The 26,504-nt window shown below is 63.3% G+C and carries 27 protein-coding genes and 1 pseudogene; 10 read left to right on the top strand and 18 right to left on the bottom strand.

All coding sequences use genetic code 11. The annotated features are described in order from the left end of the window. Nucleotides 1–123: 123 nt before the first annotated feature. Nucleotides 124–492 carry a MerR family transcriptional regulator gene (locus LD110_RS02920; RefSeq protein WP_225496215.1) on the bottom strand — a complete coding sequence of 123 codons (369 nt, stop codon included), beginning with the start codon at nucleotides 490–492 and terminating at the stop codon, nucleotides 124–126. 138 nt (nucleotides 493–630) lie between these two features. Between LD110_RS02920 and LD110_RS02915 the strand changes: the two genes are divergently transcribed. The 3 genes from LD110_RS02915 (at nucleotide 631) to LD110_RS02905 (ending at nucleotide 2,508) form a co-directional block, all read left to right on the top strand. After that, nucleotides 631–1,056, top strand: a complete 426-nt coding sequence (locus LD110_RS02915; protein WP_225496213.1) for an Hsp20/alpha crystallin family protein — start codon at nucleotides 631–633, stop codon at nucleotides 1,054–1,056. Between the two features lie 198 nt (nucleotides 1,057–1,254). Beyond that, nucleotides 1,255–1,686 (top strand): J domain-containing protein, encoded by a 432-nt coding sequence (locus tag LD110_RS02910; protein WP_225496211.1) that lies wholly within the window; start codon nucleotides 1,255–1,257, stop codon nucleotides 1,684–1,686. 363 nt (nucleotides 1,687–2,049) lie between these two features. Then, nucleotides 2,050–2,508: a DapH/DapD/GlmU-related protein gene (locus tag LD110_RS02905; RefSeq protein ID WP_225496210.1), complete on the top strand. Its 459-nt coding sequence runs from the start codon at nucleotides 2,050–2,052 to the stop codon at nucleotides 2,506–2,508. Between the two features lie 168 nt (nucleotides 2,509–2,676). Here LD110_RS02905 and LD110_RS02900 read toward each other — a convergent pair whose 3' ends face one another. Both LD110_RS02900 and LD110_RS02895 read right to left on the bottom strand, forming a co-directional pair. Further along, nucleotides 2,677–2,976, bottom strand: a complete 300-nt coding sequence (locus tag LD110_RS02900; RefSeq protein ID WP_225496209.1) for a hypothetical protein — start codon at nucleotides 2,974–2,976, stop codon at nucleotides 2,677–2,679. A gap of 196 nt (nucleotides 2,977–3,172) precedes the next feature. After that, nucleotides 3,173–4,087: an SGNH/GDSL hydrolase family protein gene (locus LD110_RS02895; RefSeq protein WP_225496208.1), complete on the bottom strand. Its 915-nt coding sequence runs from the start codon at nucleotides 4,085–4,087 to the stop codon at nucleotides 3,173–3,175. A 131-nt stretch (nucleotides 4,088–4,218) separates the two neighbouring features. Between LD110_RS02895 and LD110_RS02890 the strand changes: the two genes are divergently transcribed. After that, nucleotides 4,219–4,602, top strand: coding sequence for an alpha/beta fold hydrolase (locus LD110_RS02890; RefSeq protein WP_225496207.1), 384 nt, complete (start codon nucleotides 4,219–4,221; stop codon nucleotides 4,600–4,602). Between the two features lie 306 nt (nucleotides 4,603–4,908). Here the strand turns inward: LD110_RS02890 and LD110_RS02885 are convergent, their stop codons facing one another. From LD110_RS02885 to LD110_RS02845, 9 genes are all read right to left on the bottom strand, one after another. After that, the gene (locus LD110_RS02885) at nucleotides 4,909–5,214 is read right to left on the bottom strand and encodes a hypothetical protein (RefSeq protein WP_225496206.1); all 306 of its coding nucleotides are present in this window, start codon (nucleotides 5,212–5,214) and stop codon (nucleotides 4,909–4,911) included. Between the two features lie 243 nt (nucleotides 5,215–5,457). Then, a complete protein-coding gene (locus tag LD110_RS02880; protein WP_225496205.1) occupies nucleotides 5,458–6,042 on the bottom strand; it encodes a TetR/AcrR family transcriptional regulator in 585 nt (194 codons plus the stop codon). Continuing rightward, a complete protein-coding gene (locus LD110_RS02875; protein WP_225496204.1) occupies nucleotides 6,035–6,856 on the bottom strand; it encodes an alpha/beta fold hydrolase in 822 nt (273 codons plus the stop codon). Before LD110_RS02875 ends, LD110_RS02880 begins: the two co-directional genes overlap by 8 nt. Nucleotides 6,857–6,933: 77 nt before the next feature. Continuing rightward, a complete protein-coding gene (locus LD110_RS02870) occupies nucleotides 6,934–7,521 on the bottom strand; it encodes a TMEM175 family protein (RefSeq protein ID WP_225496202.1) in 588 nt (195 codons plus the stop codon). Between the two features lie 156 nt (nucleotides 7,522–7,677). Continuing rightward, a complete protein-coding gene (locus LD110_RS02865) occupies nucleotides 7,678–9,267 on the bottom strand; it encodes an ATP-dependent DNA ligase (RefSeq protein ID WP_225496187.1) in 1,590 nt (529 codons plus the stop codon). A gap of 12 nt (nucleotides 9,268–9,279) precedes the next feature. After that, complete coding sequence (locus LD110_RS02860) at nucleotides 9,280–9,543, bottom strand: hypothetical protein (RefSeq protein ID WP_225496186.1); 264 nt, start codon at nucleotides 9,541–9,543, stop codon at nucleotides 9,280–9,282. Then, a complete protein-coding gene (locus LD110_RS02855) occupies nucleotides 9,540–10,442 on the bottom strand; it encodes an ABC transporter substrate-binding protein (RefSeq protein ID WP_225496185.1) in 903 nt (300 codons plus the stop codon). The genes LD110_RS02860 and LD110_RS02855 overlap by 4 nt, the downstream gene beginning before the upstream one ends. Before the next feature lie 71 nt (nucleotides 10,443–10,513). Then, complete coding sequence (locus LD110_RS02850; RefSeq protein ID WP_225496184.1) at nucleotides 10,514–11,947, bottom strand: MFS transporter; 1,434 nt, start codon at nucleotides 11,945–11,947, stop codon at nucleotides 10,514–10,516. Between the two features lie 512 nt (nucleotides 11,948–12,459). Continuing rightward, nucleotides 12,460–13,044 (bottom strand): TetR/AcrR family transcriptional regulator, encoded by a 585-nt coding sequence (locus LD110_RS02845; protein ID WP_225496183.1) that lies wholly within the window; start codon nucleotides 13,042–13,044, stop codon nucleotides 12,460–12,462. A 113-nt stretch (nucleotides 13,045–13,157) separates the two neighbouring features. Between LD110_RS02845 and LD110_RS02840 the strand changes: the two genes are divergently transcribed. The 4 genes and pseudogenes from LD110_RS02840 to LD110_RS02825 form a co-directional block, all read left to right on the top strand. After that, on the top strand, nucleotides 13,158–13,514 hold the full coding sequence (locus tag LD110_RS02840; protein ID WP_225496182.1) for a cupin domain-containing protein: 357 nt from the start codon (nucleotides 13,158–13,160) through the stop codon (nucleotides 13,512–13,514). A gap of 35 nt (nucleotides 13,515–13,549) precedes the next feature. After that, the gene (locus tag LD110_RS02835) at nucleotides 13,550–14,854 is read left to right on the top strand and encodes an NAD(P)/FAD-dependent oxidoreductase (protein WP_225496181.1); all 1,305 of its coding nucleotides are present in this window, start codon (nucleotides 13,550–13,552) and stop codon (nucleotides 14,852–14,854) included. 46 nt (nucleotides 14,855–14,900) lie between these two features. After that, nucleotides 14,901–16,397: an APC family permease gene (locus LD110_RS02830; protein ID WP_225496179.1), complete on the top strand. Its 1,497-nt coding sequence runs from the start codon at nucleotides 14,901–14,903 to the stop codon at nucleotides 16,395–16,397. Between the two features lie 116 nt (nucleotides 16,398–16,513). Further along, nucleotides 16,514–16,789, top strand: a pseudogene (locus LD110_RS02825) (aldehyde dehydrogenase family protein); the annotation flags it as partial. A gap of 168 nt (nucleotides 16,790–16,957) precedes the next feature. Here LD110_RS02825 and LD110_RS02820 read toward each other — a convergent pair. The 6 genes from LD110_RS02820 to LD110_RS02795 all read right to left on the bottom strand — a co-directional run bounded on the left by LD110_RS02820 (nucleotide 16,958) and on the right by LD110_RS02795 (nucleotide 23,402). After that, a complete protein-coding gene (locus LD110_RS02820) occupies nucleotides 16,958–17,818 on the bottom strand; it encodes a sugar phosphate isomerase/epimerase (protein ID WP_225496178.1) in 861 nt (286 codons plus the stop codon). A 30-nt stretch (nucleotides 17,819–17,848) separates the two neighbouring features. Continuing rightward, nucleotides 17,849–18,898: a zinc-binding dehydrogenase gene (locus LD110_RS02815; protein ID WP_225496177.1), complete on the bottom strand. Its 1,050-nt coding sequence runs from the start codon at nucleotides 18,896–18,898 to the stop codon at nucleotides 17,849–17,851. Further along, nucleotides 18,899–19,759 carry a carbohydrate ABC transporter permease gene (locus LD110_RS02810; protein ID WP_225496175.1) on the bottom strand — a complete coding sequence of 287 codons (861 nt, stop codon included), beginning with the start codon at nucleotides 19,757–19,759 and terminating at the stop codon, nucleotides 18,899–18,901. It lies immediately after the preceding gene. Further along, the gene (locus LD110_RS02805) at nucleotides 19,759–20,739 is read right to left on the bottom strand and encodes a carbohydrate ABC transporter permease (RefSeq protein WP_225496174.1); all 981 of its coding nucleotides are present in this window, start codon (nucleotides 20,737–20,739) and stop codon (nucleotides 19,759–19,761) included. Before LD110_RS02805 ends, LD110_RS02810 begins: the two co-directional genes overlap by 1 nt. Nucleotides 20,740–20,778: 39 nt before the next feature. Next, complete coding sequence (locus LD110_RS02800) at nucleotides 20,779–22,206, bottom strand: ABC transporter substrate-binding protein (protein ID WP_225496173.1); 1,428 nt, start codon at nucleotides 22,204–22,206, stop codon at nucleotides 20,779–20,781. Nucleotides 22,207–22,268: 62 nt separating this feature from the next. Next, nucleotides 22,269–23,402, bottom strand: coding sequence for a Gfo/Idh/MocA family protein (locus LD110_RS02795; RefSeq protein ID WP_225496172.1), 1,134 nt, complete (start codon nucleotides 23,400–23,402; stop codon nucleotides 22,269–22,271). Between the two features lie 265 nt (nucleotides 23,403–23,667). On the opposite strand from LD110_RS02795, the gene LD110_RS02790 reads away from it, so the two are divergent. Both LD110_RS02790 and LD110_RS02785 read left to right on the top strand, forming a co-directional pair. Beyond that, nucleotides 23,668–24,921, top strand: coding sequence for an ROK family transcriptional regulator (locus tag LD110_RS02790; RefSeq protein ID WP_225496171.1), 1,254 nt, complete (start codon nucleotides 23,668–23,670; stop codon nucleotides 24,919–24,921). Nucleotides 24,922–25,257: 336 nt separating this feature from the next. Next, nucleotides 25,258–26,280, top strand: coding sequence for a helix-turn-helix domain-containing protein (locus tag LD110_RS02785; RefSeq protein WP_225496170.1), 1,023 nt, complete (start codon nucleotides 25,258–25,260; stop codon nucleotides 26,278–26,280). Nucleotides 26,281–26,504: the final 224 nt, after the last annotated feature.

Below are 26,504 nucleotides of genomic sequence, written 5' to 3'. Positions count from 1 at the left end.
ACAGTCCGAAGAAGAGCCACGCAGCCTTCGGAGCGGGAGTGCGGGCCCAAGGCGGAATGGGCAGGTTAGGGGCGAACCCTTAGAGTCTCGCCGGCGAAAGCGCAGGGCTGCCGCCTGTGGGACTCACCCGGCGTCGTTTCCGGAATCCCCTTGATGCCCGGCCGGCTCTTTCAGGCCGGTCTTCTTCCTGATCTGGCCTGGGCCGGTGGCCCGCGCGGCCTTGAGGTCCCGTTCCAGACGCCGGTTGTCGGCTTCCAATACCAGAACCATTCGGACGCCGGCCAGATTCAAGCCCAGGTCCAGGAGCTCACCGATCCGCCGCAACGTCGCGAGATCATTCTCGCTGTACTGGCGGGTCCCGCCCAATGTCCTGCCCGGTTCCAGCAAGCCTTTGCGTTCATAGAGGCGCAGATTCTGCTGCCCCATGCCCACCAGTTCGGCCGCGACGGAAATCGCGTACACGCCCCGCCTCCGGTCCTCGGCCTGATCCATCCCAACCTCCCAAATATTTCCGCCTGTCACGCACTTGCCCTGAATCATGCGCGGTGCTATAAAAAATATATAGCAGCCACTATAGATTGGCTGGATTCACAAAGGAAATAGACTGCGATCTGCAAGGAGTGAGACACCGTGCTGATGCGAACTGACCCGTTCCGTGAATTCGACCGACTGGCCCAGCAAGTACTCGGCACCACGGCCAGGCCGGCGGCTATGCCCATGGATGCCTGGCGGGACGGGGACGATTTTGTGGTCGCCCTCGATCTTCCGGGGGTCAGCGTCGATTCTGTGGACATTGACGTCGAACGAAACGTTCTGACCGTCAAGGCCGAACGCCCGGACCCCGTGAAAGAGGACACGGAACTGATTGCCTCCGAACGTCCCCGCGGCGTCTTCAGCCGCCAGATCATCCTCGGAGACGCGCTCGATACCGACGGCGTCAAAGCCAGCTATGACGCAGGGGTCCTGACCCTCAGGATCCCGATCGCGGAGACCGCGAAGCCGCGCCGCATCGAAATCGAAACGCCAGCGAACCAGCGGCAGGAGATCAGCGCCTGACCGCGGCCCCAGGTCTCCTGGACCGGGGGCATCGGACGGGTCCGGTGATTTTGAAAGAGGGCGATGGATTGACAAACCACGCCACCGCGCGGGTAGCGCACAATCGAGACCCTGACGATGCCCCCCAACGATGGTCCCCGGTCAAACGGACCGGGGACCATCCCATCCTTCGCCACTGACAAGCTGCACTGGTAAACCATGAAGAACGACGCCCCGGACCCCTACGCCGTCCTGCACATCGCCCCGACCGCGACGCGAAGTGAGGTGGTGCGCGCCTACCGCGCGCTCGTGCGGAGCCGACACCCGGACACCCGGCCAGCGGAAGAACGCGACGCCGGACGGGATTCAACACCGACCGAGCTGCACGAGATCATGGCAGCCTACGCCATCCTCGGTAACCCGGAAAGGCGGGCCGCCTACGACCGGAACCACCGGCAAACCGTAGCAACACCAACCACTCCACGGCCGGAAGCCTTTATACGGGCGCCAAGGCGACCGCTTCCCGCGGCCTCGTTGCTGATCGGACCGGTGCGCTGGGAATCTGGACCGCGATGGGCTGCCGCGATGCCGCTCATACCAGGTCCACATCTGCCAGGCGGCTACATGCTGATCCCGCGGATCCGGCCCTAACTGCCGGTTCTGCGCAAACCGGACGCTGGGCCCGCCGCAACGAGCCACGTCCCCAGCAGCAACGCCTAAACATTCCCCGAGCATACCCAGCCGCGGGGGGCGCCGCCCGAATGTGCGCTATGCCGACGTCCCGACCCCCAAAGCGCCAACCTGTCCGACGCCGTCCGGTGCCGGTCGTGCCATTCCCGCGACCCTTCGACGTCGAACCGAACTGCCTGCCGCTTCAGCCCTGCCTGCGACAGGAAACGTGGTTCGAGGACATGGATATGCCCCTACATGCGGACTCCGGAATCAAGACGGAGCCGTGGACGTTAAATTTCTTGCCCTCAATTGCGCGCAGAAAGTCGCGCGGGAAGGAACAGGATGAATAGGAGAAAACTGAACATCGAGGTGGTCGAGGACGACGCCGGCAACGCCACCACCTACCACCGGCACCCCAACGGGGGTGGCCTGCTGGCATCGGGCGCCCAGGTGAAGACGGATTCTTTCATCGGCGCAACAACCTATGTCGAGGCTGGGGCCAGCGTCGGCTCGGGATGCTGGATCGGCCGTGGAGGCTGGATCGACCGCCAGGCAAGAGTCGGGAACCATGTTTTCATCGGAGACGACGTCTACGTGGGGCCGGGAGCCGTGCTGGGCAGCAGGGTCCACGTCGGCAGCCACTCACGCATCGGTGCAGGGGCGCGCATCGGTCACGGGGTCCGGTTGCACGGAGACAGCCTGGTCCCCGATGGCGCCCATATCCCCGACGCCAGGACTTCCCGTGGCGCCTCACCCCGCATCAGGAAGGCCCACGGCCCGGACTCCCAGATGGTGGCCTAGACCTGCGACTCTCCCGCGGACACAAGGGGCCTTCATTCGCGGCAGAATGACAAACAAGACGGATTGTGTCCTTTGGGTGGTCCCGTCGCGGCGGTCCGCTTCCTTCATCCCTGCAGGCATTCTGGAACCCCCTCCACAGCGTTCGACGTCAGGGGTAAGCGGTCATCACTAACCGGCGTCTTCGCCGGCGCCGGGGTAGTCGTCGTCGTTGCCGGTGGGGAGTTCGGTTGCCTGGTCGAGGAGGTCTGCTTCGGCGGCCTCCGCTTCCGTGGCGGCGATCCCGTCGAAGCCAACGCTGCCGGGCTGTACGTCCGTGTGCTGGTCGATGAAGTCCGGTTGCGGGACGTCATCGGGCAACAGGTCCGGTACCGTCGATTCCTCGGTGCTTTCCGCCAGCACCGGCGTACGCTGCTCAAGTGCGTCGGCCTCCGGCACTTCGGGGCCGATTTCCTCTGGCTCGGTGTTCATCGTCAGTCTCCTATCCCTACACTGGTATTTCCGCAGCACCCCTCCACCTACCATTCTCACACCGTCCGTCTGGGCCACTGCGGGGGCCAACCATACCAACAGCGAAACGGAGGGACTGAAGCCGTCATTTAGCGGGCGGATTCGATCTGTGTGTATTCGGGGTCCGGGTCAGGCTGCGCGGCGGGGGAGCGAGAGCCTATCGGCCGGCCTTCCCTCCGGTGGCCGGTGATTCCGAAGTGATCGATGCGGGAGGCTTTACGGCCGCGGACAGTGTCAACGCGTCGGGGCGCTTCGCCCCTGACGCGTTCCCGACAGCATGCGGGCCCAAATGTCCCAGCGCCCACGGGATCAAGTACCGCCTGGCCCAGAGGAGGTCTCCGGCCCTTGCCTGGTGCCAGCTTCTTTCCGGCAGTTCCCTGGGCTGCAGGGGCCGGAGCGAGTGCGGGACGTGCAGGGCATCCAGCACCGTCATGGCAACCACGCGGTGCCCCTCAGGTGAGAAATGCAGGCGGTCAGGATCCCACATTCGGGCGTCCGCCTCCTGCGTCAAGGACCACAGGTCTGCGATCACTGCATGGTGACGCCGGGCGACGGTGCGGATGTTCTCGTTGTAAATGGCGACCTTGGCGCGGTTACTACCTCCCAGCAGCGGTGTCCCTCCCCAGTCCGGGCCGGTGAACAGCACCAGGGTCGCGCCGGTGGAACCCAGCAGTTCCACGCCGGCATCGAGTTGGGCCGCCAGTTTGTCCGGATCGCTTCTACGGAAAATCAGGTCATTGCCCCCTGCATTGAGGCTGATCAGGTCCGGCTCAAGCGCCAGCGCCGGCCCGGTCTGCTGATTGAGGATCTGCTCCAGCAACAGGCCTCGCACGGCAAGATTCGCGTAAGTGAAACCCGGGTGGTCCTTGCCGAGTTCTTCGGCAACACGGTCCGCCCAACCCCGCAGACCGCCAGGGCTGCCGGGTTCCGGGTCACCCAGCCCTTCAGTGAACGAATCCCCCAAGGCGACGTAACGCTTCCACGGATGCTTCTCTGGTTCGTTCCCGGGGTTGGCGCAACCGCGGAAGACCCTGGAAAGACTGCCCCAGCCGACGGCGCGTCTGGCGTTCATCCGGCACCTTCTTGTGAACCTGTCTGTATCCTGAATAACCGCCGGCGGAGGCCCTGTGTTCCCCGATGCCGTCTTGCGTCGTGAATCGACCAAACAGTCTGCCGTTAGCGGTCGCTGAGGTTACGGTGGACATGATCTCGGGAACACCGATGGAGGAACGCTACCTCGCTGTGTCGCCGCATCCCGATCGTGAGCACCTGCAGGGCCTGCTCGATAAGCTCGCGCGCTACGGCCCGGGAGAAATCGGATGGAGCGACGAGAAGATCCGAGGAATCGCCGCCCCGACGCTTATCACGGTCGGTGACTGTGACATGGTCAGGCTTGATCACGCGGTGAAGTTCCTCCAACTGCGCGGGGGAGACGTAAACGGCGATTTCGAGGGCGTGCCCGCGTCGCAGCTCGCGGTGTTCCCCGGCACGACGCATTTTTTCGGGCTCGCGCGGACCGACCTCGTGCTCGACGTCGTGATCACGTTCCTCGATACACCCTCTCCCACCGCCTCGACCGATCAGTGAGGGTGCACCAATGAACGATCGCGTAGTCGCTTGAGCGCACCGATCGTTAAACGGGAGGCGCCACGATCCAGGTCCTCGGCGTTGCGCGATGCTAATCGGCAGCATATGGTGCTGCTGAAGAACCTGCCAGAGGATCGGGGAGCAGGACGCGTGGCGCCGGTCTGGACCGGGTCCGGCCTGGACTTTCGATATGGTTTTCGGAAGCACTATTGTCCTTCCTGAAGCGCGGAAGATGTCCAATCAAGGGCGGGCGTGCGATCGGGCGCCCCAGCCTGAGTTACTCGGAGCTCTGACGGAGGTCAAGGCCTATGCCCGCTGGCTCCACCGGGCCCGGTATCGGTGCCGGCCACAGGGTGGGGTTCGGATCCGCCCCGCACGAATGAACTTATGTTCAGGTACCTGCTCGGGGTTGTCTGAGGGGTTGGCGCGCCGACGCTGGGCGGATATCCCGGCAGTCAGCAGAATGCAGCCGGCGGCCATAAGCAGGCCGTGGGCGACTCTGAGGGGCTGGGATGCGGCGAACTGGGGGATGTAGAGGGCGACGGCGGTAGTCAGCGGCGGCAGCGTCCAGCCGGGGCGTGGAAGATGTGACCACGCGGCGGTAGTCAGCACGACGGTTCCGCCGGCGAGGGCGAGCAGTCCGAGGATGATGAACCAGATTCCGCTTTTCCCCGCGGAGGGCGGGGTAGACCGCGAATCCGGCCGCGCAGAGCAAAAGTTCCGGGGCGAGGCTCAGGGAGCGAATCAGCGACGGACGTACAGAGCTGGTGGCGGCTTGCACGATGGAGGATGTCATGGCGCTTCTCTATGGGGTATGGATCCGATCGTGATCGGGTTAGCTTTGTGCGTCGGCGGTTAGTTGCTTGGTTGCTCGTTGCTGGCCCAGCCTGCGATGGCCGTGTCGATCCCCTCGACCAGCCGCCGGTAGCTGCGGTCGACGTCGGTGGGAAGCCCGAAGGCGTGGTTGGTCTCCAGATGGACGAAGCCGTGCAGGGTTGCGCGGAGGGCGCGCACGGCATCAATGGCGTCGTCGCCGCTGAGCCCGTAGGCGGACAGGGCGGCTTTGACGAGTTGGAACAGTTCGACGGCGGCCTGATCCTGCCCGGGGTGCTCTCCCGTGGGGGCCGAGACGGTCGCCTGGTAGCGGCCGGGGTGCGCAAGGGCGTAGGTGCGGTAGGCGTCAGCCATCGCGTGCAACGCCGCGCTCCCGGACTTGCCGACCACCGAACTGGTCAGGGCGGCTGTCAGCTCCCGGAGTCCGAGAGCGCTGACCTCCAGGCGCAGCGCGTCGAGAGAGGCGATGTGCTTGTAGAGACTGGGCAGCCTCACCCCGCAACGGGACGCGAGTCCCGCCAGGGACAGACCGTCCCAGCCTGCCTCGTCGGCGAGTTCGGCTGCCTGCTCGACAACCTTCGCAGCATTAAGTCCTGCCCTAGGCAAGTTTCATCGCTTTTCGGGCGAAATCGATCAGGGCGGGGTTGACCTGCTCCGGGCTGTCGGCTTGGGGGTAGTGCCCGCCGCCGGGCACTAGGAGCTGCTCGGCGCCGTGAAGACGCTCCGCGATCCAACGGGCCTCTGCCGAGGGATTCTTGAAATCCGGGTCGGCGGTCCCCATCACCACGAGGGCCGGTGCCTTCACCTCGGGCAGTCTGGCTTCTGCCGGAGCATGGCTGGTACGCGTGGTGGCGGCGAATGCCCTGGCGTAGCCCGGGCGGCGCATGCTGGCCCGGATCCGATCCCGGTGCTCGGCGAAGTCAGCGGGTTTGCGTTCGGGGTAGAGCGAGGGCAGGTAGCTATGCCATACTCCGGCGACCCACGGTCCGGACATGGCGACCCTGAACGCCCACGCCAGCAGAGGATTGATCGGCGGATTTCGTACGAACGGTCCCAAGAGTGCGACACCCGAGACCAGATCCGGTCTCTCTGCGGCGGCCCACACCGCAGCTCCGGCAGCCATTGAGTTCCCCACGACGACGGCCGGTCCGCCCAGTTCCTCAATCAGGGCAAGGATGTCTGCGCCCGCGGCGACGTCGTCATAGCTTGAAAAAGTTGCGTCGCTGTCACCATGACCGCGCAGGTCCATCGCAGCGACCATGAACCCGGCTTCGGCCAGCGGACGCAGGTTGTACCGGTAGGCCCCACGCAGTTCGCCCATGCCTGGCACGCAGACAACCAACGGTCCTTCGCCGTATATCTCATAGGCGATCTGCCCTTCACCGCGGTGAAGCTTCCTCATGCCTGGGTCGATTGCCACAGCCAGTTCCCTTCCCTTTTGCTAGCTTTCATAGCCCAAAAGCTACTCTGATTAGCTATGGGTGGTCAAGGGATCATTCAGTCCCGATGAGCCCGGGTGACAAAGTGCTCAACCCGGCGGTCAGGAACTAGCCAGATCAGGGCCACGATGGTGTAGGCCGCAACCCCAAGCAATGGCTGGACTGCTGTTAGCCCGAGGCCTGCGAGGTAAATCAGTGGCGACGTTTTGCCTTTCCAGTCCCGGCCAATTGCCTGCGCGAGGGGGCCGTCCCGGCCCTGTTGGCGGATCAGTGCCTGTTCCAGAATGAAGTAGGCGATCGCGGCGAACAGCAAGTTGATCCCGTACGTCAGCACCGGGATCTGCACGAACCCGGACTCATCCATCCAGCGGGTGGTGAACGGGATTAGTGAAAGCCAGAACAACAAGTGCAGATTGGCCCAGAGGATCGCGCCGTTGACCCTGCTTCCCAGATGGATCATATGGTGGTGATTGTTCCAGTAGATTCCGACGTAGACGAAGCTGAGCAGGTAGCTGAGGAACGTGGGCAGGACGGACCCCAAACCACGCCAGGTCGGTTCGTCCGGCACATGGAGTTCCAGCACCATGATTGTGATGATGATGGCGAGCACACCATCGCTGAACGCCTCCAAGCGGTTCTTGTTCACCGGCTTCCCTTCATCGAAGCAATATCCCAATTAAGGATCCTCATCCAAGGCCCGGAGTGCTCGCACGTGACGATCGTCCGCTCATCAGGACCTTCGCCGCTGCTGGGGATCTGAAGCTCGTGCACGCGCCTGCACGGAAACGCTAAACTATCTATTTTACGAGAGTAGGGCGCCGCTTCCCGGATCTGGTTCCGCCGACTGGGGCGATACTTTTCTGCCCCGTGGAGTACGGAGCAGAGCGCGCAACGTCTGGATGGTGTCGGCCTCCGCGGCCGTCTTGTCGTCACGATAGCGCTTTACGCGTGCGAACCGAAGGGCGATTCCACCGGGATAGCGGGACGAGTGCTGGACGCCGTCGATGGCGATCTCGACGACGGTGACCGGCTGCGTCCAGACTGTTCCTGCCGTACGCCGCACCTCCAACTCCTGAAACTTTTCAGTCTGCCATTGCAGCAGCGCGTCGGTGAGGCCCTTGAAAGTCTTGCCCACCATCACGTAGCCGCCGGGTTCACCGAACTCGCCAACAGGGTCCAGGGCTCCGAGGTGCAGGTTCGACAGCAGCCCGGTGCGCCGTCCTGACCCCCATTCGCAGGCGAGCACCACCAAGTCGTAGGTGAGCACCGGCTTCACCTTGATCCAGTTCGAACCCCTGCGCCCGGCGGCGTAGGTCGAGCCCACTGCCTTCACCATCACACCCTCATGGCCCGCGGCAAGCGCATCGTGCGACACTCTCTCGGCAACAGCCGCATCCGCAGTGATTTTCCCCGGGATGCGGTAACCGGGGGCGATGCGTTCGAGCACATCGATGCGTGTGGACAGCGGCTCGTCGAGCAGGTCGCGCCCGTCGATGTGCAGCACGTCGAAAAACCATGGATGCAGTAGCGTGGTGCGCGCCGCGTCCGCCCCGAAGCGGGACATGGTCTCCTGGAACGGCCGGGGGCCGCCGTCCTCGTCTAGGGCTAGAGTCTCGCCGTCGAGGATCACATCGCGCACGGGCAGTCCGCGCACCACCTCCACCACCTCGGGCAGCCGATGGGTCACTTCGGCCAGGGTGCGGGTGTAGATGCGTACGTCGTCGCCGGCACGGTGAACCTGGATGCGTGCCCCGTCGAGCTTGTATTCCACCGACGCTTCCCCTGTGGCTTCCAGCGCCTCGCCGGTATTGGCCGCGGTTGCGGCGAGCATGGGCTGCACGGGACGTCCGACGACGAGGCCGACAGCGTCAAGCTGGGCCGCGGTGCCTGTGATCGCCAGCAGGGCGGTCCCGCCGAGATCGCCGGAGAGCATTGCTGCCCGGCGTACGGCCTCGACCGGCCGGCCGGCAGCGCTGGCGATCGCATCCGTCAGTACGCCTTCAAGTGCGCCGGTACGAAGTTCTCCGAGCAGCACGCCGGCAATGAAGGCCTGCTCTCGTTCGGTGGCTTCCGCCATCAGAGTCCGAAGGGTGGCGGCGCGGTCCACGGTCGAGCCAGCGCCTACGACTGCCAGCAGCCGGTCCAACGCAGCGTCGAGGTGGGCAATAGTGAGATGCGGCTCAGGAGCGGACTCGACCCTGGCCGCCCGCATGCCGCTCCAGCCTATCCCGACTCGGCCCTGGCGAGGCTTAGCGGTGAGCAAGCCGACCGCCGTCGGGATGTCCGCGGGGTCGAGCCGAAGCAGCAGCCTTGCCAATTCATTGATCTTCGTGAGCCGGGAGCGGGTGGCCGCAACGGCTTCCGAGGTTCTCACGATCTCGTCGAGCAGCATGGCACCAGTCTGTCACGGCCGCTGGCTATGCAGGATCGTCGAGCGTTGAGTCGGTAGCCCGCGGGAGCCGTTGTCGGGAATGTCGGCCATCAGCTTCACGGAGGGGAGCCCGAGCCTGTACGATCGGGCAGCCATGGGCAGGAAGATTGCGTCGCCGGCGCCGGTTGGGTCATAAAGGCCCGAGCCGACGTCCGCGTGCACTGCTTCGACGACGGTGGTCACGTCGACGGCGCCGATCAGGGTTGCGATCTGGTCGGCGGCGAGGACGAGCGTCACGAGGCGGTGCCGACCGTGCGGGTTCCGCTGAGTTCGTCGAGCGAGGGGGCGCGGGTGATCAGACCGGCGTCGGCGAGGATCCGCATCCAGCGGCCGGACGCGCCGGCGTCGATGACGGTGGTGTCCCAGACCCCGCCGCGGGCCATCTCGTCCACGGCCTGGCGCAGCAGGGCCGGGTTCCGGTCCGGCCAGCGGGCCGCGAGGACGGTGTCGATCTCGGCGGTCGCCGCGCCGGACGTGATGCGTTCCATGGACACTGCGATGGCTTCGACGAAGCGTGCGATCCGGTCGGCGAGTTCGTCCGCCCGGTCGGTCCGGCAGTAGTACACGCTGTTGGGCATGACCCCTCCGGCGTCGAGGTGGCTGAAGACGATGGTTCCTTCGCCTGCGGCGACGAGTTCTTTTGCGGAGAGGAGGTCGAGGATGATGGCATCGCCGAGGCCGCCGCGGTACAGCTCGATGAGCATTGCGGTGGAGAGGTCGCGCACCCAGCGGGTCGCGGCGGGATCCAGCCCGGCCTCGCGGATGAGCCCGGCTGTGAACTCAAACGGTGCGCTGCCGCCGGCGCCGGGGGCGAGCACAACGCGTCCGGCTAGCCCGTCGAGGCCCACGGGGCCGGCGGCATGCCGTGCGACGATGGTCATCGGGAAGCGGTGGTTGAGCTGGCCCACGACGGTGACGCGGCGGTCCATTCCGGCGTACATGCCGGGGACCCACAGCCCGCCGAGCGCGAGGTCAGCGGCACCGGAGTCGAGATCGTCGAGCACACCGGTCCACGGGTCGCACGCGGTCGCGGTGACGCTCAGGCCGTTGGCGGCGAAGATGCCTCCGACGTCGGCGACGTACTCGGGGAGGTAGTTCAGGCCGTTGGCGGTGGCTGAGATGTTCAGGGATTTCATGTTTTTCCTCCAGGAGGGTTGAGCGGTGTGGGTTGATGGGGTGCCGCCGGAACCCGGCGGCACCCCATGGGTCAGGCGTGGGCAGTAGCGAGGGTGTTCTCGTTGACGTCTTCAAGGGACCTTCCCCGGGTTTCCGGGGCCAACCGTGCCGCAAGCACCAGGGCTGCGTACATTACGGCGGCAAGTCCGAAGACGCCGGCGAAGGCGAAGGTGCCGTAGAGGGCGATGGCGAGGAAGGGCATGACCGCGCCGGCGATGTTGCCGATGCCGTTCACGATGGATGCTCCGGAGGCTCGGATGGCCGTCGGGAAGACCTCGGCGGTCCACGATGCGAGCGTCGTGTTGGTCACCATGGTGAAGAACTGGAACAGCGCGCCGAACACCAGGATGGTGGCAGTGCCGTTTCCGAACGCGGCGAAGGCGAGTGCAGTGAGGCATCCGAGCACCCCGGCGACAGTGACGGCGGTGCGCCGCCCGACCTTTCCTGCAATGACCGCAGCGGTGGTGGCGCCTAGCAACGAGCCGATGTTCATGATCATGGTGTAGAGCAGGCTCTCCGACACAGAGTAACCGCGTTCAACAAGGAGCGTGGGCATCAGGAAGTTCAGCGTGACTTGGGACCCGAATGCCATCCAGGATGCGACACCGAGGGCGGCCGTCCGCCGGAGGACGAGGCGGTGGAAGACCGCCGCCGGCGAGGAGCGGAGCGGAACCGGGGGGAGGTCCTCCAAGCTGAGTTCCACTTTCGGACGTTCCTTGGTGGGGCGGAGCGAGTCGGATGCGAGGATGGCGAGTGACTGGTTCGCTTCGGTGACGCGTCCCTTCGAGAGCAGGAACCGCGGGGTCTCGGGCAGCCGCCGCCGGTAAAGGACCACCAGGAGGGCGGGGACGGCGAGGATGACGAATGACCAGCGCCAGACGGCGTCTTCGCCTCCCAGCGGTATTTCCAATGGTCCCAGCAGGAGAAGGAACAGGCCGTAGGAGATGAAGTTGCCGAGGCCGCCGGCGCCGACGTTGATGGCTCCGATTGCGATGCCGCGGAACCGGGTGGCGACCATTTCGGAGAGCATCACGATGCCGATCATGAACTCGCCGCCGATGCCGATACCGACGATGAGCCGGCTGACGAGGAGCATTTCGTAGTTGAACGAGACGGCGCTCAGGAGGCCGCCGAGGGTGTAGATGAGCAGATTGAAGCTGAGGGAGAAGCGCCGGCCGTACCGGTCGGCGAGCCAGCCGGCGAGGACCCGGCCTATGAGCCCGCCGACGACGGTAGCGGTGTTGATTGCGGTGAGTTGGACGTCGCTGATCTGCAGCGACCCTTTGATGTGGGTGGCCATGGCGCCAACGGAGTTCTGCTCGAGGGTGTTGAAGAACTCACCGGCGAGGATCAGCAGAAAGACCCAGAACTGGGCGCGGGTGAATCCGATCGAGTCAAGGACAGAGGCGACGGTACCGCCCGGGGACGGTGCCGGTGACCCGGTAGTGCGGGATACAGCAGTCATGTGTAACTCCACGGCATGAAGGGGAGGGCCGGCCCCGATAAGATCGGCGCCGAAAGGGATACCCATTTTGTATCCCAAAAGCTGTTTCGCGGAGGTTTCAATCATGCTAAGAATTGATTCAAGCCCATAAATCCGGGAATTTATGAGCGCCGCAGCCTTGGTTGCGCCAATTTCTGTATACCGTTTTGGAAAGCTGCTCGGCACGAGAAGCAATGACGGATTGCACCCAATGTAGGCAGGGGTGTTGAGAAATGGGGGTCCACTTCGCGGCCGGCTGTTGAGTCCGCGCCCGGCTCCGCAGAGTTCCGCCGCGCCCGGCTCCTCAGGGCTCCGCCGCGCCCGGCTCCTCAGGGCTCCGCCGCGCCCGGGGCCAGTATTACCGTTTTGCAAGGGCTGGAATGTCGTACCTGAATCTGGCCGCCCTCAGCCCGTCCAGGGCTTGCTAGGCGCACCCGACCGGCAAGGACGAAGCTGTGCCCTGACTCGTCCGGCCGGGGCACAGTAGTGTCGTGTCAGCTGGCGCTGGCGGCGGGTTCGGTCACGTCACCGCCCAAGGCAACCCACAGGTACCGGATGGCGTTCTCGACTCCCTTGGGATCCACCCCCGCCAGCAGCTGGAGGACCAGCCCATCCAATGCGGCAAAAGCGGCCTCGGCGGCGCCGTTTTGGCCGTCGAAGCCGATCCGGCGCAACCCCTCCGAGAGCGCGGCGACGTAGCTGGCGTACAGCCGCCGCACGGCACCGGCAAGCTCGGGTCGGCGCCGGGACTCAAGGATCATCTCGTACTGGAAAACCTGGAGGTCAGGATTATCGGCAATCAACGCCAGGATGCTTTGGCAGAATTCCTCTTCTGTGTCCGGGAGTTCTTCCAGCTGCGACAGGCCGATGGACCGCTTGACCGACCACTCCAGAGCGGCCTCGATGAGTGCATCGCGGGTCCCGAAGTGGTGTGCCACCAGGCTGTTGTTCACTCCCGCCTGCTCGGCGACAGCGCGGAAGGTCGCACCCCTGAGGCCCTTGGCGGCAACGACGTGCACTGTCGCGGCCAATAACGCCTCCCGGCCGGTCCCGTACCCCTTGTGTTTGTCGCCGTTCATGGATCGATTCTAGCTTTCCGAAATGCAGTATTGACGTACTTCCTGAGCAAATGCTTAGATGTGATTCAACACACAACTAAGCATTCGCTTAGTTCTGATTGAAGGAGACTTTGATGTCCGCAATACCGACCACCACGACCGGCTTTTCCATCCACGACGCTTTCGACCCGCAGAAGTACGAGCCCTTCATCCTGGGCCAGGTCCAGTGGGTTCGCCGCCCGGGTGAAGGTGACCGGCCAGCTCTTTCCTCCGGTTTCTGGCACGTCACCACGGCCGAAGCCCCAGAGCCGTTCGACCTGCTGATCGAAGCCGATGAGACCCTGCACATCCTCGAAGGTCACCTGCATATCGAAATTGAAGGCGGCGAAAGCTTCGACCTCACCCCCGGCTCCGCGGCGTCGTTCAATAAGGGCACCCAGACCCGGTGGACCGTCGTGGCAGACACCACTGAATTTTTCGTCTACTCCTGATACCCGCCCGGATTTTCCTGAAAGCAGATTCCGCCGTGACTACCACCCCCACCCCTGAGCAGGCAGACGTCGTCATCATCGGCGCAGGCTTTGCCGGACTAACCGCAGCCCGCGAACTCCGTCAGGCCGGCTTGAAAGTGATCGTCCTCGAAGCACGCGACCGGATCGGAGGCCGCACCTGGCTCGACGACCGGCTGGGCAGGCCCCTGGAGATGGGCGGGACCTGGGTGCACTGGACCCAGCCCTACGTTTGGGCCGAAATGAAACGCTACGGTCTGGGAACGGTCCAGAGCCCGGTCCCCGAGCGGGCGTACTGGTGGGCGGCCGGCCAACGCCACGAAGGCACCCCGGACCAGCTGCTGGGGGAGATCGATGAACCCAACCGGAAACTGGTGCAGGGATCACGGAACTACTTCCCCCAACCGTTCAGCCCCTTCACCAGCACCGAGATCAAAAGCATCGACGAGGTATCTCTTCCGGACAAGTTCATTGAGCTGGGCCTCTCGGAGTACTCGCGGGACATCTTGGAATCCTTCTGGGCGCTGAACTTCAATGGCCCCGTGGCCGGGGCGGCATTCACCCAAGCCCTGCGCTGGGTTGCCCTGACCAACGGGGACTGGATGGTCAACTTCGAAGCTTGCGCCACCTTCAAAATCCAGGGTGGTACCGGGAAGCTCATCAACGGTATTGCTGCCGGTACCGACGTCCGTCTCGGGACAACCGTCGCCTCGGTCAACTACGCTGCCGACAAAGCGACGGTCTCCACCACGGACGGTGGAACCTTCGAGGCAGGATATGTCATCAGCACGCTCCCACTGGGCGCACTGGGGGCGGTCGAATTCGAGCCGTCGCTGCCGGCGCAGGAGCAAACGGCCATCAACGAGGGCCAGATCTCCAAAGGCATCAAGGTCTGGATCACGGTCAAGGGCGAGGTCAAGCCGTTCGTCGCCCTCGGCTCGGCCGAATGGCCCCTGAACTTCGCCCAGGCCGAGTATGACCAGGACGGCAACACGATCCTCGTCGCCTTCGGACCCGACACCGCCCGCCTTGACGGGGCAGACAAGGCCCAGGTCCAGGTAGCGCTGGACTTGCTGGTGCCCGACCTGGAGGTCCTGGATGTCGCGAGCCATGACTGGACCAACGACCCCCTTGCCCGCCAGACCTGGCCCATGCACCGCACCGGCTTCCTCACCGAATCACTGCCCGGCTTCCAACAACAGCACGGCCCGCTCCTGTTCGCAGGATCGGACTTCGCCAACGGCTGGGGCGGCTTCATCGACGGCGCGATCGAAAGCGGACTCGAAGCAGCCCGCACGATCGCCAACCAGCACCTCGCCTAGGCGCACCGCAATCCCCCAAAATCCTCAAAGAAGGTTGACATCCACCATGTCGCACACAGAAACCCCCTCGGGCTCCACAGCGGCAACGAAGCCGGTGACCAGGCCGGGAACCGAGCTGAAGAAGGGCTCCATCGGAGTCATCGGAATCTTGTTCTTCGTCCTCTCGGCCCAAGCGCCGCTGACCGGTATTGCAGGGGCATCCGGTCTCACAGTCCTCCTTGGCAACGGCCCCGGCGCGCCGGGTGCCTACCTGACCGTCGGCGTCGTCATCATCATCTTCGCCGTTGGGTTCATCGCCATGAGCCGCAAGATCCGCGCCAATGGCGCCTTCTACGCGTACGTCACGGCAGGACTCGGCCGCTACGCTGGAGCAGGGTCGGCCTGGCTCGCGCTTTTGGCCTACGGCACAGTCCAGGCCTGCATGTACGGGCTGTACGGGGCAAGCCTGAGCGCCCTGGTTGCCACCTACACTGGACTGAGTGTCCCGTGGTGGCTGCTCGTCTTGGCGACCATGGCCGGCGTCCAGGTCCTCGGTTCCCGGAACATCGAGCTAGGAGCGAAGTTCCTGGCCATGCTCGTCGGCGCCGAAGTGGCCATCCTGCTGGCCTTCGGCATCAGTGTCCTCAGTTCGGGGGGAGGCCACGAAGGCTTGGACCTGGCAGCCAGCTTCTCGCCGGCCGCCATTGCGGCCGGCGCCCCGGGCGTGGCCATCATGTTCGCCGTCGCCTCCATGTTCGGCTTCGAATCCACGGCAATCTACTCCGATGAAGCGAAGGACCCGCGCCGCACGGTCGCCCGCGCAACCTATCTCTCCGTCAGTGTCATCGCCATCTTCTTCGCCTTCATCACCTGGATGCTCGTCTCCTACTACGGTGCCAGCTCAGTAACAGCAGCGGCCGGGGCAGCAGTCGAATCTGGCGATGCCACCTCGTTCTTCTTCGCCGCCGCAGTCGACAAACTCGGTCAATGGGCCGGCCCAGTGGGCGGGATCTTCCTCATTACGTCGGTCCTTGCCGGAATCATCGCCTTCCACAACGCCATCAACCGCTACCTGCACTCGCTCGCCCAACGCGGCTCCATGCCCTCGAGCCTTGCCAGGACGAACTCCCACGCCGCACCCTTCGCAGCGGCGAGAGTACAGACCGTTATGGCGCTGATCATGACCATGCCCTTCGCCATCCTGAACCTGGATCCGGTCCTGACGCTCTTCACCTGGTTCGCCGGTATCGCGGTAGTGGCCCTGCTCGTTCTCTACGTCCTGGCTTCTGCAGCAGTCGTCGTTTTCTTTCGCCGCCACGGCGGCCAGGGCATCTGGCAGACAATCATCGCACCAGCCCTGGCGGTGGTGCTGATGGCCGCGGTCCTCTGCTCAGTGATCAGCAACTTCACCACGCTCATTGGCGGCGACCCCGTAACAGCCAACTGGCTGCTCGCCATGGTCCCCGTCGCCTTCATCGCCGGTGTCGTCCTGGAACGCCGCAACTGTACAGCACAGAGCATCGAGTTCACCGACACCACCACCGCACGCGAACCCGACGTCTAAAAACACCGGCCAGACTCACACCATTTTTTTCTTTACCTGAGATAAGGCACACCCATGAACACCCCACCAATCCTGACCCAGGACGCCGTCACCACCTTGGTGGCGGACATGTTCGGCCCGCCCTGCCGATCATCCGCCACAGCACCATTGACGAGGCCGTCACCAAGGCAAACGCCCTCGACGTCGGACCGGGCGCCTCGGTCTGGTCCTTCGACCTGACCGCCCACGCGAAGTCGCCGCCCGTATCCAGGCAGGAACTGTCTGGATACAAAAGCACGAAGCCGTCGACCCCCGCGTCCCGTTCGGCGGAGTCAAGCAATCCGGTTACGGCCTCGAGTTCGGCGTCGAAGGCCTCAAAGCCCTCGGCGTTCCCCCAGGTCATCAACGGCTAACGCCACAGTCCAACGGCCCGGCCCAAGGGTTTGGGTGTCGCCTGGCCGGGCCGTTCCTCTTTTTCGGAATTCCCTTCTTGAGGTCTGGGGACTACAAGTCGGGTACTGCCGGGAAGATACCGGCGATTGCCGCTGCAGACCCCAGACCGTGCGCCGGGCCCGGGGTGCTCAAAGGGATTGGGCCTTTTTCATGCAGTCCCTGACATAGGCGTCGGACGCGCGAAGGTATTCACCGATTCTTTCGAAACTCCATCCCTGCGTGCCATGGCACTTGAGGCTGGCGACGCCTTCATACCCGACACGGCGCAGCGTTCCCAGCATTACGGAATGGTCAAGTGTTCCGTCGGCGCGGGGGAGTTGCAGGTCGGCGGGACCGAAGTTCAGGCCGTCTATGCCGTGGCGGTAGGCGCGGTCGATGTCCCAGATGTAGTAGTAGAAGAGCCGCTTGCGTTCCGCGAGGAACGTGATCGCTTCGCTGATGGTGTCCTGCATCACCCACAGGTGCGGGGGAGCGATGCAGACGCCAAGGTACGGGTCGTCGATGTCGCGGATGAGCCGTTTCATCTGCGCGAGGGTGTCAACGCCTTCGTCCCAGCGGTGGTCTTCGTTGGCACCGGATTCGAAATCGGCGGAGAACGGGACGGTGAGATGGTTTTCGACTGCGATCCGAACTCCGCGGCGCGCTCCAGCTTCGACGATGGGTGGCAGGAACGTGGAGACGAAGTCGGGGTAGTTGGCTTCGCAGTCGAAGATGAGGGTCTCGATTCCGAGGTCTGCCGCGAAATCGACGCGTTCAAGGATTTCGTCCTGGGTCTTTCCGTAGACGGTGAGGCCGCAGGGTTTGACCCCGTACTTGTCCAGCACTTCTAGGATTTTGCCGGGGTCATCTCCCGGGTTGACGTGGTGGGCCAGCGGTGCTGCGGAGGACCAGAGGTTGACTTCCTTGAAGCCGATGTCGGCGAGGTCGCGGATCGAGTCTTCGAAGCCGTGGTCGTGGTATGGGACGAGTTCGGCGGCATATCTGAACATGGGTTCTCTCCTTGGGAGGGTTTACGGGGTTTACCAGACGAAGACGGCTTTTTCGGTTTCGCGTTGGTCGAAGGCCCGGAAGGCTTCCTCGGCCTGATCAATGGAAAAGTCGTGGCTGATGAGCTTTTCGACCGGGATTTTCTGGTCGATGACCAGGCGCACGATTTCTTCCCAGTCGCTGATGGGGAAGTACCAGCCGCCGACGACGGTGAGCAATTTTCTGAGCATCTGGTCGCTGGGATTGATCTGCGTGGCCCGCGACTCACCGACGAACGCGACGGCGCCTAGCTTGGCGGCGGCGTCCAGGGCCGAGTTCTGCGCGGCGGGGTTGCCGGAACAATCGATGCAGACGTCCGCTCCGCGGCCTTGGGTGAGGTTCCTGATCTGCTGGACGGCATCGGCTGTCGCGCTGTTGATGACGGCGTCCGCGCCGAGCGAGCTGCCCTGTTCGAGCCGGTGGTCGATGACGTCGACGGCGATGACGCGCGCGCCGAAGGCCTTGCCGATGAGTACCGCGGCTGATCCCATTGGTCCCATACCGAAAACGGCGACCGTTTTTCCGCCAACCACGCCGAGCTGCTTCTGCACGTGGTACTGGCTGCCGACCATGTCGGTCATCACCGCGCCGGCGCGAAAGCTGAGTTCGTCAGGGAGCTGAAGACAGTTGCGCTCGGGCAGCACGAAGTAGTCGGCGTCACCGCCATGGACGTCGAAACCGAAGCATTTCCACTGGTTGCACAGCATCATGTAGCCGCTGAGGCAGTACTCGCAGAAGCCGCAGCCCAGGGCGAGGTAGCCGGCGACGCGGTCGCCTACTTTAACGTGGGTCACGGCGTTTCCGACCTTGACGACTTCGCCGGCTGCCTCGTGCCCGGGTATTACCGAACCGTGGCCGGCGCCTTCGCCGCCGACGATCGGGGTGCCGTAGTAGATGCTCATGTCGCTGCGGCAGATCGCGGAGGCACGGGTCCGCACCAGCACCTCATGCGGTCCAGGCTCCGGGATCTCGCATTCCACGACGGTGACTCTTTTGTCACCGGGGAGGATGACTGCTTTCATCTTTTCTTCTCCAATACTCATTTACTTGACTGCACCGAAGGTGAGGCCGGCGACCATCTGGCGCCGCAGCACGACCATGAGGACCAGGATGGGCGCGACGATCAGGGTCGCTGCGGCGGTGATGTTGCCCCAGTCTGTGCCGTACATGCCGGTGAACTGCTGCAGGCCCACCGGAGCGGTCTTGGCTCCGCTGCGGGTCAGGGACAGGGCGAACAGGAATTCGTTCCAGGACAGGACGATGGTGAGTACGGCGGCCGTGGCGACGGACGGCACGAGGAGGGGCCAGATGATCCGGCGGAGGACCTCCCATGTTGAGGCCCCGTCGACCATGGCTGCTTCCTGGATCTCATAGGGCAGCTGCAGGATCGAGCTGCGAAGGATCCAGACGACGATGGGCAGGTTGAAGGCAGCGTACGGGATGATCAGGGCCGGGTAGGTGTCCATGAGCCCGAGCTTGCCGGCGAAGACGAAGACCGGGATGACGGCGACGATGGGTGGGAACATGTAGGTCGACAGGATCCAGGATGAGAGTCCCTTGCGGGCCCGGAAATCCCTCATGGTCAGGGCGTAGGCGGCCGGGACCCCCACGATGATGGCCAGCGCGGTGGCACCGAGACTGACGATTGCGCTGTTGGTGAGCAGCTGACCGAAGCTTTCGGATTTGCCGCCGCCGGCTGAGAGCACAGAGTCGTAGTTATCCAGGGTGGGCTGGAAAATCCAGGCCGGGGGAATCTGGTTGGCGATCCCGGCTGGCTTGATGGAGGTGATGACCATGAACAGCAGCGGCACCAGGCCGATCAGGAGCCATGCCCACAGGAACGTGCGTCCGATGATGACGCGTGCCATGGTACCGCGGCGGCTGGTTGATGATGTCGTTGTCATTACATTTCCTCGGGGTCTGCTCGGCGGCCGATGATGCGCAGCATGAAGGGGATAAGGAGCGAGAGGATGATCAGGAAGACCACGCCCAGGGCGCAGGCGAGACCGACGTTGAAGCTTTGAAGGCCGACGCGGAATACGCCCAGATTGACTATTTCGGTCGATTCACCGGGACCGCCGCCGGTGAGGATCTTGAAGGAATCGAAGGTCTTGAAAGCCTGGATCGTCCGCAGCACGGCCGCGATGGCAATGAACGGCACCATTGCCGGGAACGTGATGTGCCGGAACATCTGCCATGGGGTGGCTCCGTCGACCATCGCTGCTTCCCGGGGTTCCCCCGGCAGGGACTGAAGCCCGGCCATCAGGATCAGGGCGATGAACGGTGTCCACTGCCACATGTCCAGAATGACCAGGACGATCCATGCCGATGTCGGATCACCGAGCAGGTCAATGCCTTTGGGAAATCCGAAGACGCCGAGGTAGTAGCCTACCCACCCGTAGTTGGGATTCAGCAGTTGCTTGAATACCATGGCCGCAACCGCGGGGGTGACGGCGAAAGGCAGCAGCATGAGCGCAGCCCCGACTTTGTTGGCGCGGGTTTGGGCCGCGAGCGGGAGAGCAAGGGCGAAGCCCAGGATCATCTCCAGGATCACGGCGACCGCAACGAAGCCGAAAGTGATAAGGAATGCGTGCTGGACCGAGGCGTTGGTGACGGCCGTGATGAAGTTGTCCAGTCCGACGAATTTGCCCACGCCCCCGAGGATCTTGTCGTTGCGGAATGCCGAATAGAAAATAAATAGGGCCGGGGCCACCGTCATCAGTAGCAGGACAAACATGGCCGGGGCCATGTAGGCCCACGGGGTCGAACGTTTTTTCCAGGTCAGCGGCTTCCTGCCGCGCGGAACGGCCGTGGTAAGGCCGTCCGCACGGCGGGAAGCGTCAACCGTCAAAGTCGCATCCAATGGTGCGGCGGTTGCTTTCATAATCGATACTCCTTGGGCGACCTTGAACGGTCCGATGGGTTAATAGCCAGCCGACTTGAGGAGGGCCGAGACCTTCCCTGAAGCGGACTTGAGTGCATCCGATGGCGAGGAAGCGCCGGTCGCTGCGTTGTTCACTGCGACTGCCACCTCGTGGCTGACTTCGGTGTAGTTGGTCAACCGTGCACGGCCAACGCCCTCCGCGAGGGATTTGCCGAGGGTGTCGTAGAAGGGTGCGAGGGGGTTATCGCTCTTGATGCCGGTGAAGACGGAGTTCCGGCTGGGGTGTAGGGACTTGGCGGTCATCGTCGTTTGCTGCTCGGCGGCGGTCAGCCAGCTGATCCCCTGGTAGGCCCACTCCTTGTTCTTGGAATTCTTATTGACGCTCAGCATCCAGGTCCCGAAGTGGGGCCCAGCGGCCTTCGCTGTGGGCACCGGGGCATAGCCGATGGTGCCGCCCTTGACGTTGTCACCGAGCTTCAGGTCGTGGTAGTTGATCGTCATGGCGGTCAGCCCGCTGCCGAACGATTCGGCAGTTGTACCCCAGTCCGCTGACGTGCTGCCCGGGGGGACATGTCCGCTTTGCGCCAGCTTGGCATAGTAATCCAGCGCCTGGACTCCTTCGGGCGTGTCGAACGTTGGCTTGCCGTTCTGGTCCGCCAGGGTGCCGTCCCCGCCCTGGGATGCGAGCAGGGTCTTGAAGTCATCGGTGGCCCAGTCGCCGACACCCGCCATGACCGTGGTGCCGTAGAGCTTCTTGTCCGGCTGGGTAAAGAACTCCGCCACTTGGGCATAGTCGTCCCAGGTCTTCGGGACCGTGAGGTCCTTGCCGTACTTGGCCTTGAAATTCGCCTTCTGGGCCGGGTCGTTGAACAGGTCGCTGCGGTAGGCCATGACAGCTACGTTCGACTGGATCGGCATCCCGTACACGTCGAATCCTGCATTCTTTATCGCGGAAGCGTCGGGCTTCGCCGTGGGATCCGGGTAGCGCTTAATCGGGGAATCAGCGTTGTAGACGGCCGTGTCGTAGAACACTTTGGGGATGAAGTCGCCCACGTTGGACTGCGGGCCGTCGGGGTTCAGGGCCCCGTTCTCGAGATACTGGCTCAGGGGCTCGAGGTTCTGCACAAGGGCCGGCGCCCACGGAGTGTCGACGACGACGATGTCGTAGTAGCTGCTGTTGGAAGCGAACTCTGAGAAGACCTTCTGCTGCAACGCGTCGTACGGCTGGTTGTCGATCTTCAGATCGATGCCGAACTTTTCCTTGAACTGCGGCACCAGCGACGCGACGGCGGCGCTGTTGGCTTCATCGGTAGTGTAGAGCATCCGCAGCTCTGCCGGTTTTGCCGCCGCCGTGTTCGGTGCTGATGACCCGCCGGTGCATGCGGTCGCCAACAGCGTTACGGTGAGCGCGGCACCCAAGCCCGCTACGATGCGTGACCGTTTGCCGCGATCGAGAGATCGGATCATCCTACTGCCTTCCTTAAGCCACGGGCGCCCCATGCGCCGAGGCATATTTGGATAAATTTTCATTACTTCACTCCTTCTAGTTTTTTCGCGTCTGGGACGTCGACCCACTCGCCGCCCCTGCTGGATTCGATGATGCTTTCGGTGAGGACGGCGGATCTGAGGCCGTCCCGAAAGGTGGGGAGGCCATCGCGGATGTGTCCGTCGATTGCGGCGTAGGTATCGGCGACAAAAGCGTTGAATGCGTCCTGATAACCCTGCGGATGCCCAGCCGGTAGGACACTGAGCCGTGCCGCTTCGGGGCTAAGCGCGTCCGGGTCGCGGACAAGCAGCTGGGAACCGGACCTTTTGCCAAGCCACAACGTCTCCGGGGCTTCCTGGTCGAATTGGAGGGTGTTCTCTGAACCAGAAATCTCGAACATCAGGCGGTTCTTTCGCCCAGGCGCGACTTGGCTGACCAGGAGGTTTCCCACGGTGCCGGCCTCAGTCACGAATACAGCCGCAACTAGGTCTTCGGTCTGGACGTCCTTGTGGTTTGCCCGGCCGGAGAAGAGAGTGCGGCTCAGGGCCCCGACCTGTGCTATCTGTTCCCCGCTCACGAACTCTAGGAGGTCGCACAGGTGGGACCCGATGTCGGCGAACGCCCGCGAAGGGCCACCGATACCGGCGTCGACCCGCCAGTTATCGTCGTCCCGGTACAGCAGCCAGTCCTGAAGATAGGATCCCTGAATGGTGGAGATGCGTCCCGTTTGGCCGGATGCAATGCGTTCCCGGGCTTCCCGGATCATCGGGTGGAACCGGTAGACGAAGGGAACGGTTGCAACCGTTCCGGTCCTAGCGGCTAGCTCCACGAGGGCAGTGGCATCCTGCACGTTGGTAGCCAGGGGCTTCTCACAGACAACGTGCTTGCCTGCTTTCAGCGCGGCCTCTGCCAATGCGTGGTGGGTGGCGTTCGGGGTGCAGATGTGGATGACATCGATCATGTCGTCATGGACGAGGTCGTGGGCTGAGGCGTAAGCCTGTTCGACGCCGAGGCGATCTTTGGCGCGGGCGGCACTGGCAGGGCTCGAGGACGCTATGCCGGCGATTTCCGCCCCTGCGGCACGGGCGGCTCGGCTATGCACCTCCGCCATGAACCCGGCGCCGACAAACCCGGCCCGTAACCGGGAGGGGGCTGTCGTGGTTCTGTCGTTTTCCATGCCGAAACAGTGACATGCAGCACGTAACTTTCGTCAGTCAACCAGCAAAAGTCTGCACCTTTTGACGCTCTTAGGGACGGTTTACGCACCGAAGCTGCACTTTGTGATGCTTCGGGCCTCGACGAGTGGACGGGGGCGAGTGGGCACCTTGACACTGAGTGGAGATGAGGTCCCCTCGGAGTCCTGTGACGCGTGGTGTGTCAAGACCTGATGTGTCAAGACCTGACGCTCCCCACTCCTCTTTTGAGTCCCGAAACGGAGAGACATGCACAACGGCGGCGCCGGCGAACTTTTGCGCATCTTGCGGGACGGACGCCCGCGAACCAGGGCCGACCTGGCCGGGATAACGGGCCTGGGGCGAGCAGCCATCAGTTCCCGCCTCGAGGCCCTCCTGGAACTCGACCTAGTGGTGCCGGTGTCGGATGCGGCTTCCACCGGAGGCCGTCCCTCGGCGCGACTAGCCTTCAACCCCGGTGCAAGGCTAGTCGCTGCCGCCGACGTCGGCGCCACGCACGCGACCGTGGCCCTTACGGACCTGTCGGGGAGGATTCTCTTGCAAACGACTGAACGACTTGAGATTTCGTGCGGACCCGAATTTGTTCTGGACTGGCTAGCGATGACACTGCAGGGTCATTTGAAAACGGAGAAGCGTCCGGCAACGGACATCATCGCTGTCGGGATCGGGTTGCCCGGTCCCGTTGAACACTCCACCGGAAAGCCGACCAGCCCTCCGATCATGCCGGGATGGGACGGATTCAATGTTCCCGCTTATGTTCAACGGACCTTTGATGTTCCCGTATTGGTTGACAACGATGTCAACATTATGGCCCTCGGCGAGCGGGCGACACGCTGGCCCAATGAGGACAACATGATCTTCCTTAAAGTCGCCACCGGCATCGGCTCCGGTGTCATTAGTGGAGGCATACTGCAGCGAGGCGCAGCAGGAGTCGCTGGAGACGTCGGCCATATTGCCGTTTCCAACGCGGCAGGAATTCAATGTCGCTGTGGCAAGAGTGCCTGCCTGGAGGCCATCGCAGGCGCCCCGGCAATCGCGGCCCAGCTCCGCGAAAACGGACTCGAAGCAACAACCGCAAACGACATCGTCTCACTCGTCCGTTCCGGCGATTTGAATGCTATTCAAGCCGTCCGGCAGGCTGGCCGCGTCATCGGAGAAATGCTCAACATGTGCGTGAGCTTCATCAATCCCGCGCTGATTGTCGTGGGCGGATCGCTTGCACAATCCGGAGAACATCTGATCGCCGGAATCCGTGAAGCAGTCTATGCACGCTCAACGCCGTTGGCGACCCAGCATCTGAATATCACCCAATCGAAAACCGGCCCGGAAGCCGGAGTCGTTGGGGCCAGCATCTTGGCTATCGAATATGCCCTCGCCCCCGAACGGCTCAATGATCTCCCAACCACGCTGCATCCCGGCGGACACCTAAATACCGATCTGCAGAATGTGGAACGCGTCGCCCCAGCATCCCAGTCTTCACTCCGTGACTCCGTGGCCAGTTAATGGCAACGCGCATTTCTTTGGCCACGTTTCCAATGATGATGTGGAAGACACGCGCGCCATGGCTAACAGCTCCTCGTAGGAGCAGAGCATATCGCCCGAGCATGCCCTGTCCAACGGCATTCACCCAAGCCAGTGCGGCGACAAAGCCGGTCATGTTGGGGCGCCGGGACTGAAACCACCAACGCACCAAATGAAGATGTGTACACAGGTAAAATATGGTTAACGGCTGTGGTCTTTTCTGGCCAGCCTTGCGTGTGTGCAACGGCTGGCTCAAGACGTCGTGGCCACTCCAGCGGAGCGCTATGAAGGTTCACGCTGGTGAAAAAGGAGGATGGCATGCCTCAATCTGCTATCGAGACCAGCGGTCAGCTGCGACGATATGCGGTGCCGGAGGGGCTCAGTCCTGAACAATGGTTCGAACATTGGCGAACGTGGTACGGCAGTGCTGTCGAAACACCGATGCGGTTAGAAAAGTCGGCACACGCTGTTGCCGTGCCTTTCACTCCTTCGGCCATTAGTCTTGCCGGGCCAGGTTTCAGCCTCATAGAAATAGTCAACGCCCCCGCATTGGGTTCGTGGGCGCCGAATCCCGACACCAAGGATCTTCGCCTGGTCTACTTCAGGAAAGCGCAGGCCCTAACCCTCGCTCTCAACGGCGTGCCTGAGCCTGTATCACCGGGCTCCGTCAGATTCATCGACACCTCGCTGGGCGGCAGCTTCGATGCGCCCGAGGGCTTTCACGCCTTGCAGATCAACATCGACCGCAGCAGTCTAGATGTAAGCGAGGCGGCGCTACGCTCCCTACTTCGCCTGCCGGACCTCGCAAAGCATCCAATTGTGGGCACTTTCGTGATTCCTGCTCTGTTGAGTTGGAAGCGGCCCGGCATCAGCAGGGAGGCGTCGGGAACCGCAGATATCCTCAGATCCATGATGGCGACCCTGGTGGGCTCCCTGCTCGAAACGCCGGTCGACGATGAGGCGAAGAAACCAGCCCTAAATCGGGCGGTGAAAAAATACCTTGAGGCCAGCTATGACAACCCCGATCTGGACGTGGCAAAGGTCGCTGAAAGGTTCAACCTCTCCCGTCGGTCCCTATTCTACTTTTTCGAGAATGAAGAACTCCGCTTGGGCGAGCGTATACGCGCCTTGAGAACGCGCAAGGCGATGGAGCTCCTTCTGCAGGCCGAGGCCCAAAGGACCACCTACTCAGAAATTGCGACATCGTGCGGGTTCACAAACGTGCAAGGCATGCGCCGTGCGGTCAAAGAGTTTACCGGGATGAATCTGAGAGAGGTCCACCAATCAGAGACCGTAGTTCGGGTTGCGCTGCAGCAACTGCGGGAGTCGCTGATCCCCTGACGCTTGACCGAGTTGGCGGAGGCAGCTATAGAACTCCATCGCCTCGAACGAATCATTTCTCCGGCTGGACCAAGACCTTCACCCACCCACGCAGTGCGCAGCTGGTGGGGTCGCCGGAGGCCGCCTTTTGCAAGCTCGACACTGAAGGCTGGCCGTGGATAGGGTTTGGCATCCTGGCAACGACGGGTGGTGCCGCACTTGTCATGCCGATGCCCTGGCGTACC

Source organism: Arthrobacter sp. M4 (assembly GCF_020251205.1).
Taxonomy (GTDB): Bacteria; Actinomycetota; Actinomycetes; order Actinomycetales; family Micrococcaceae; genus Arthrobacter.
This window is presented reverse-complemented; position numbering and strand designations above follow the sequence as displayed.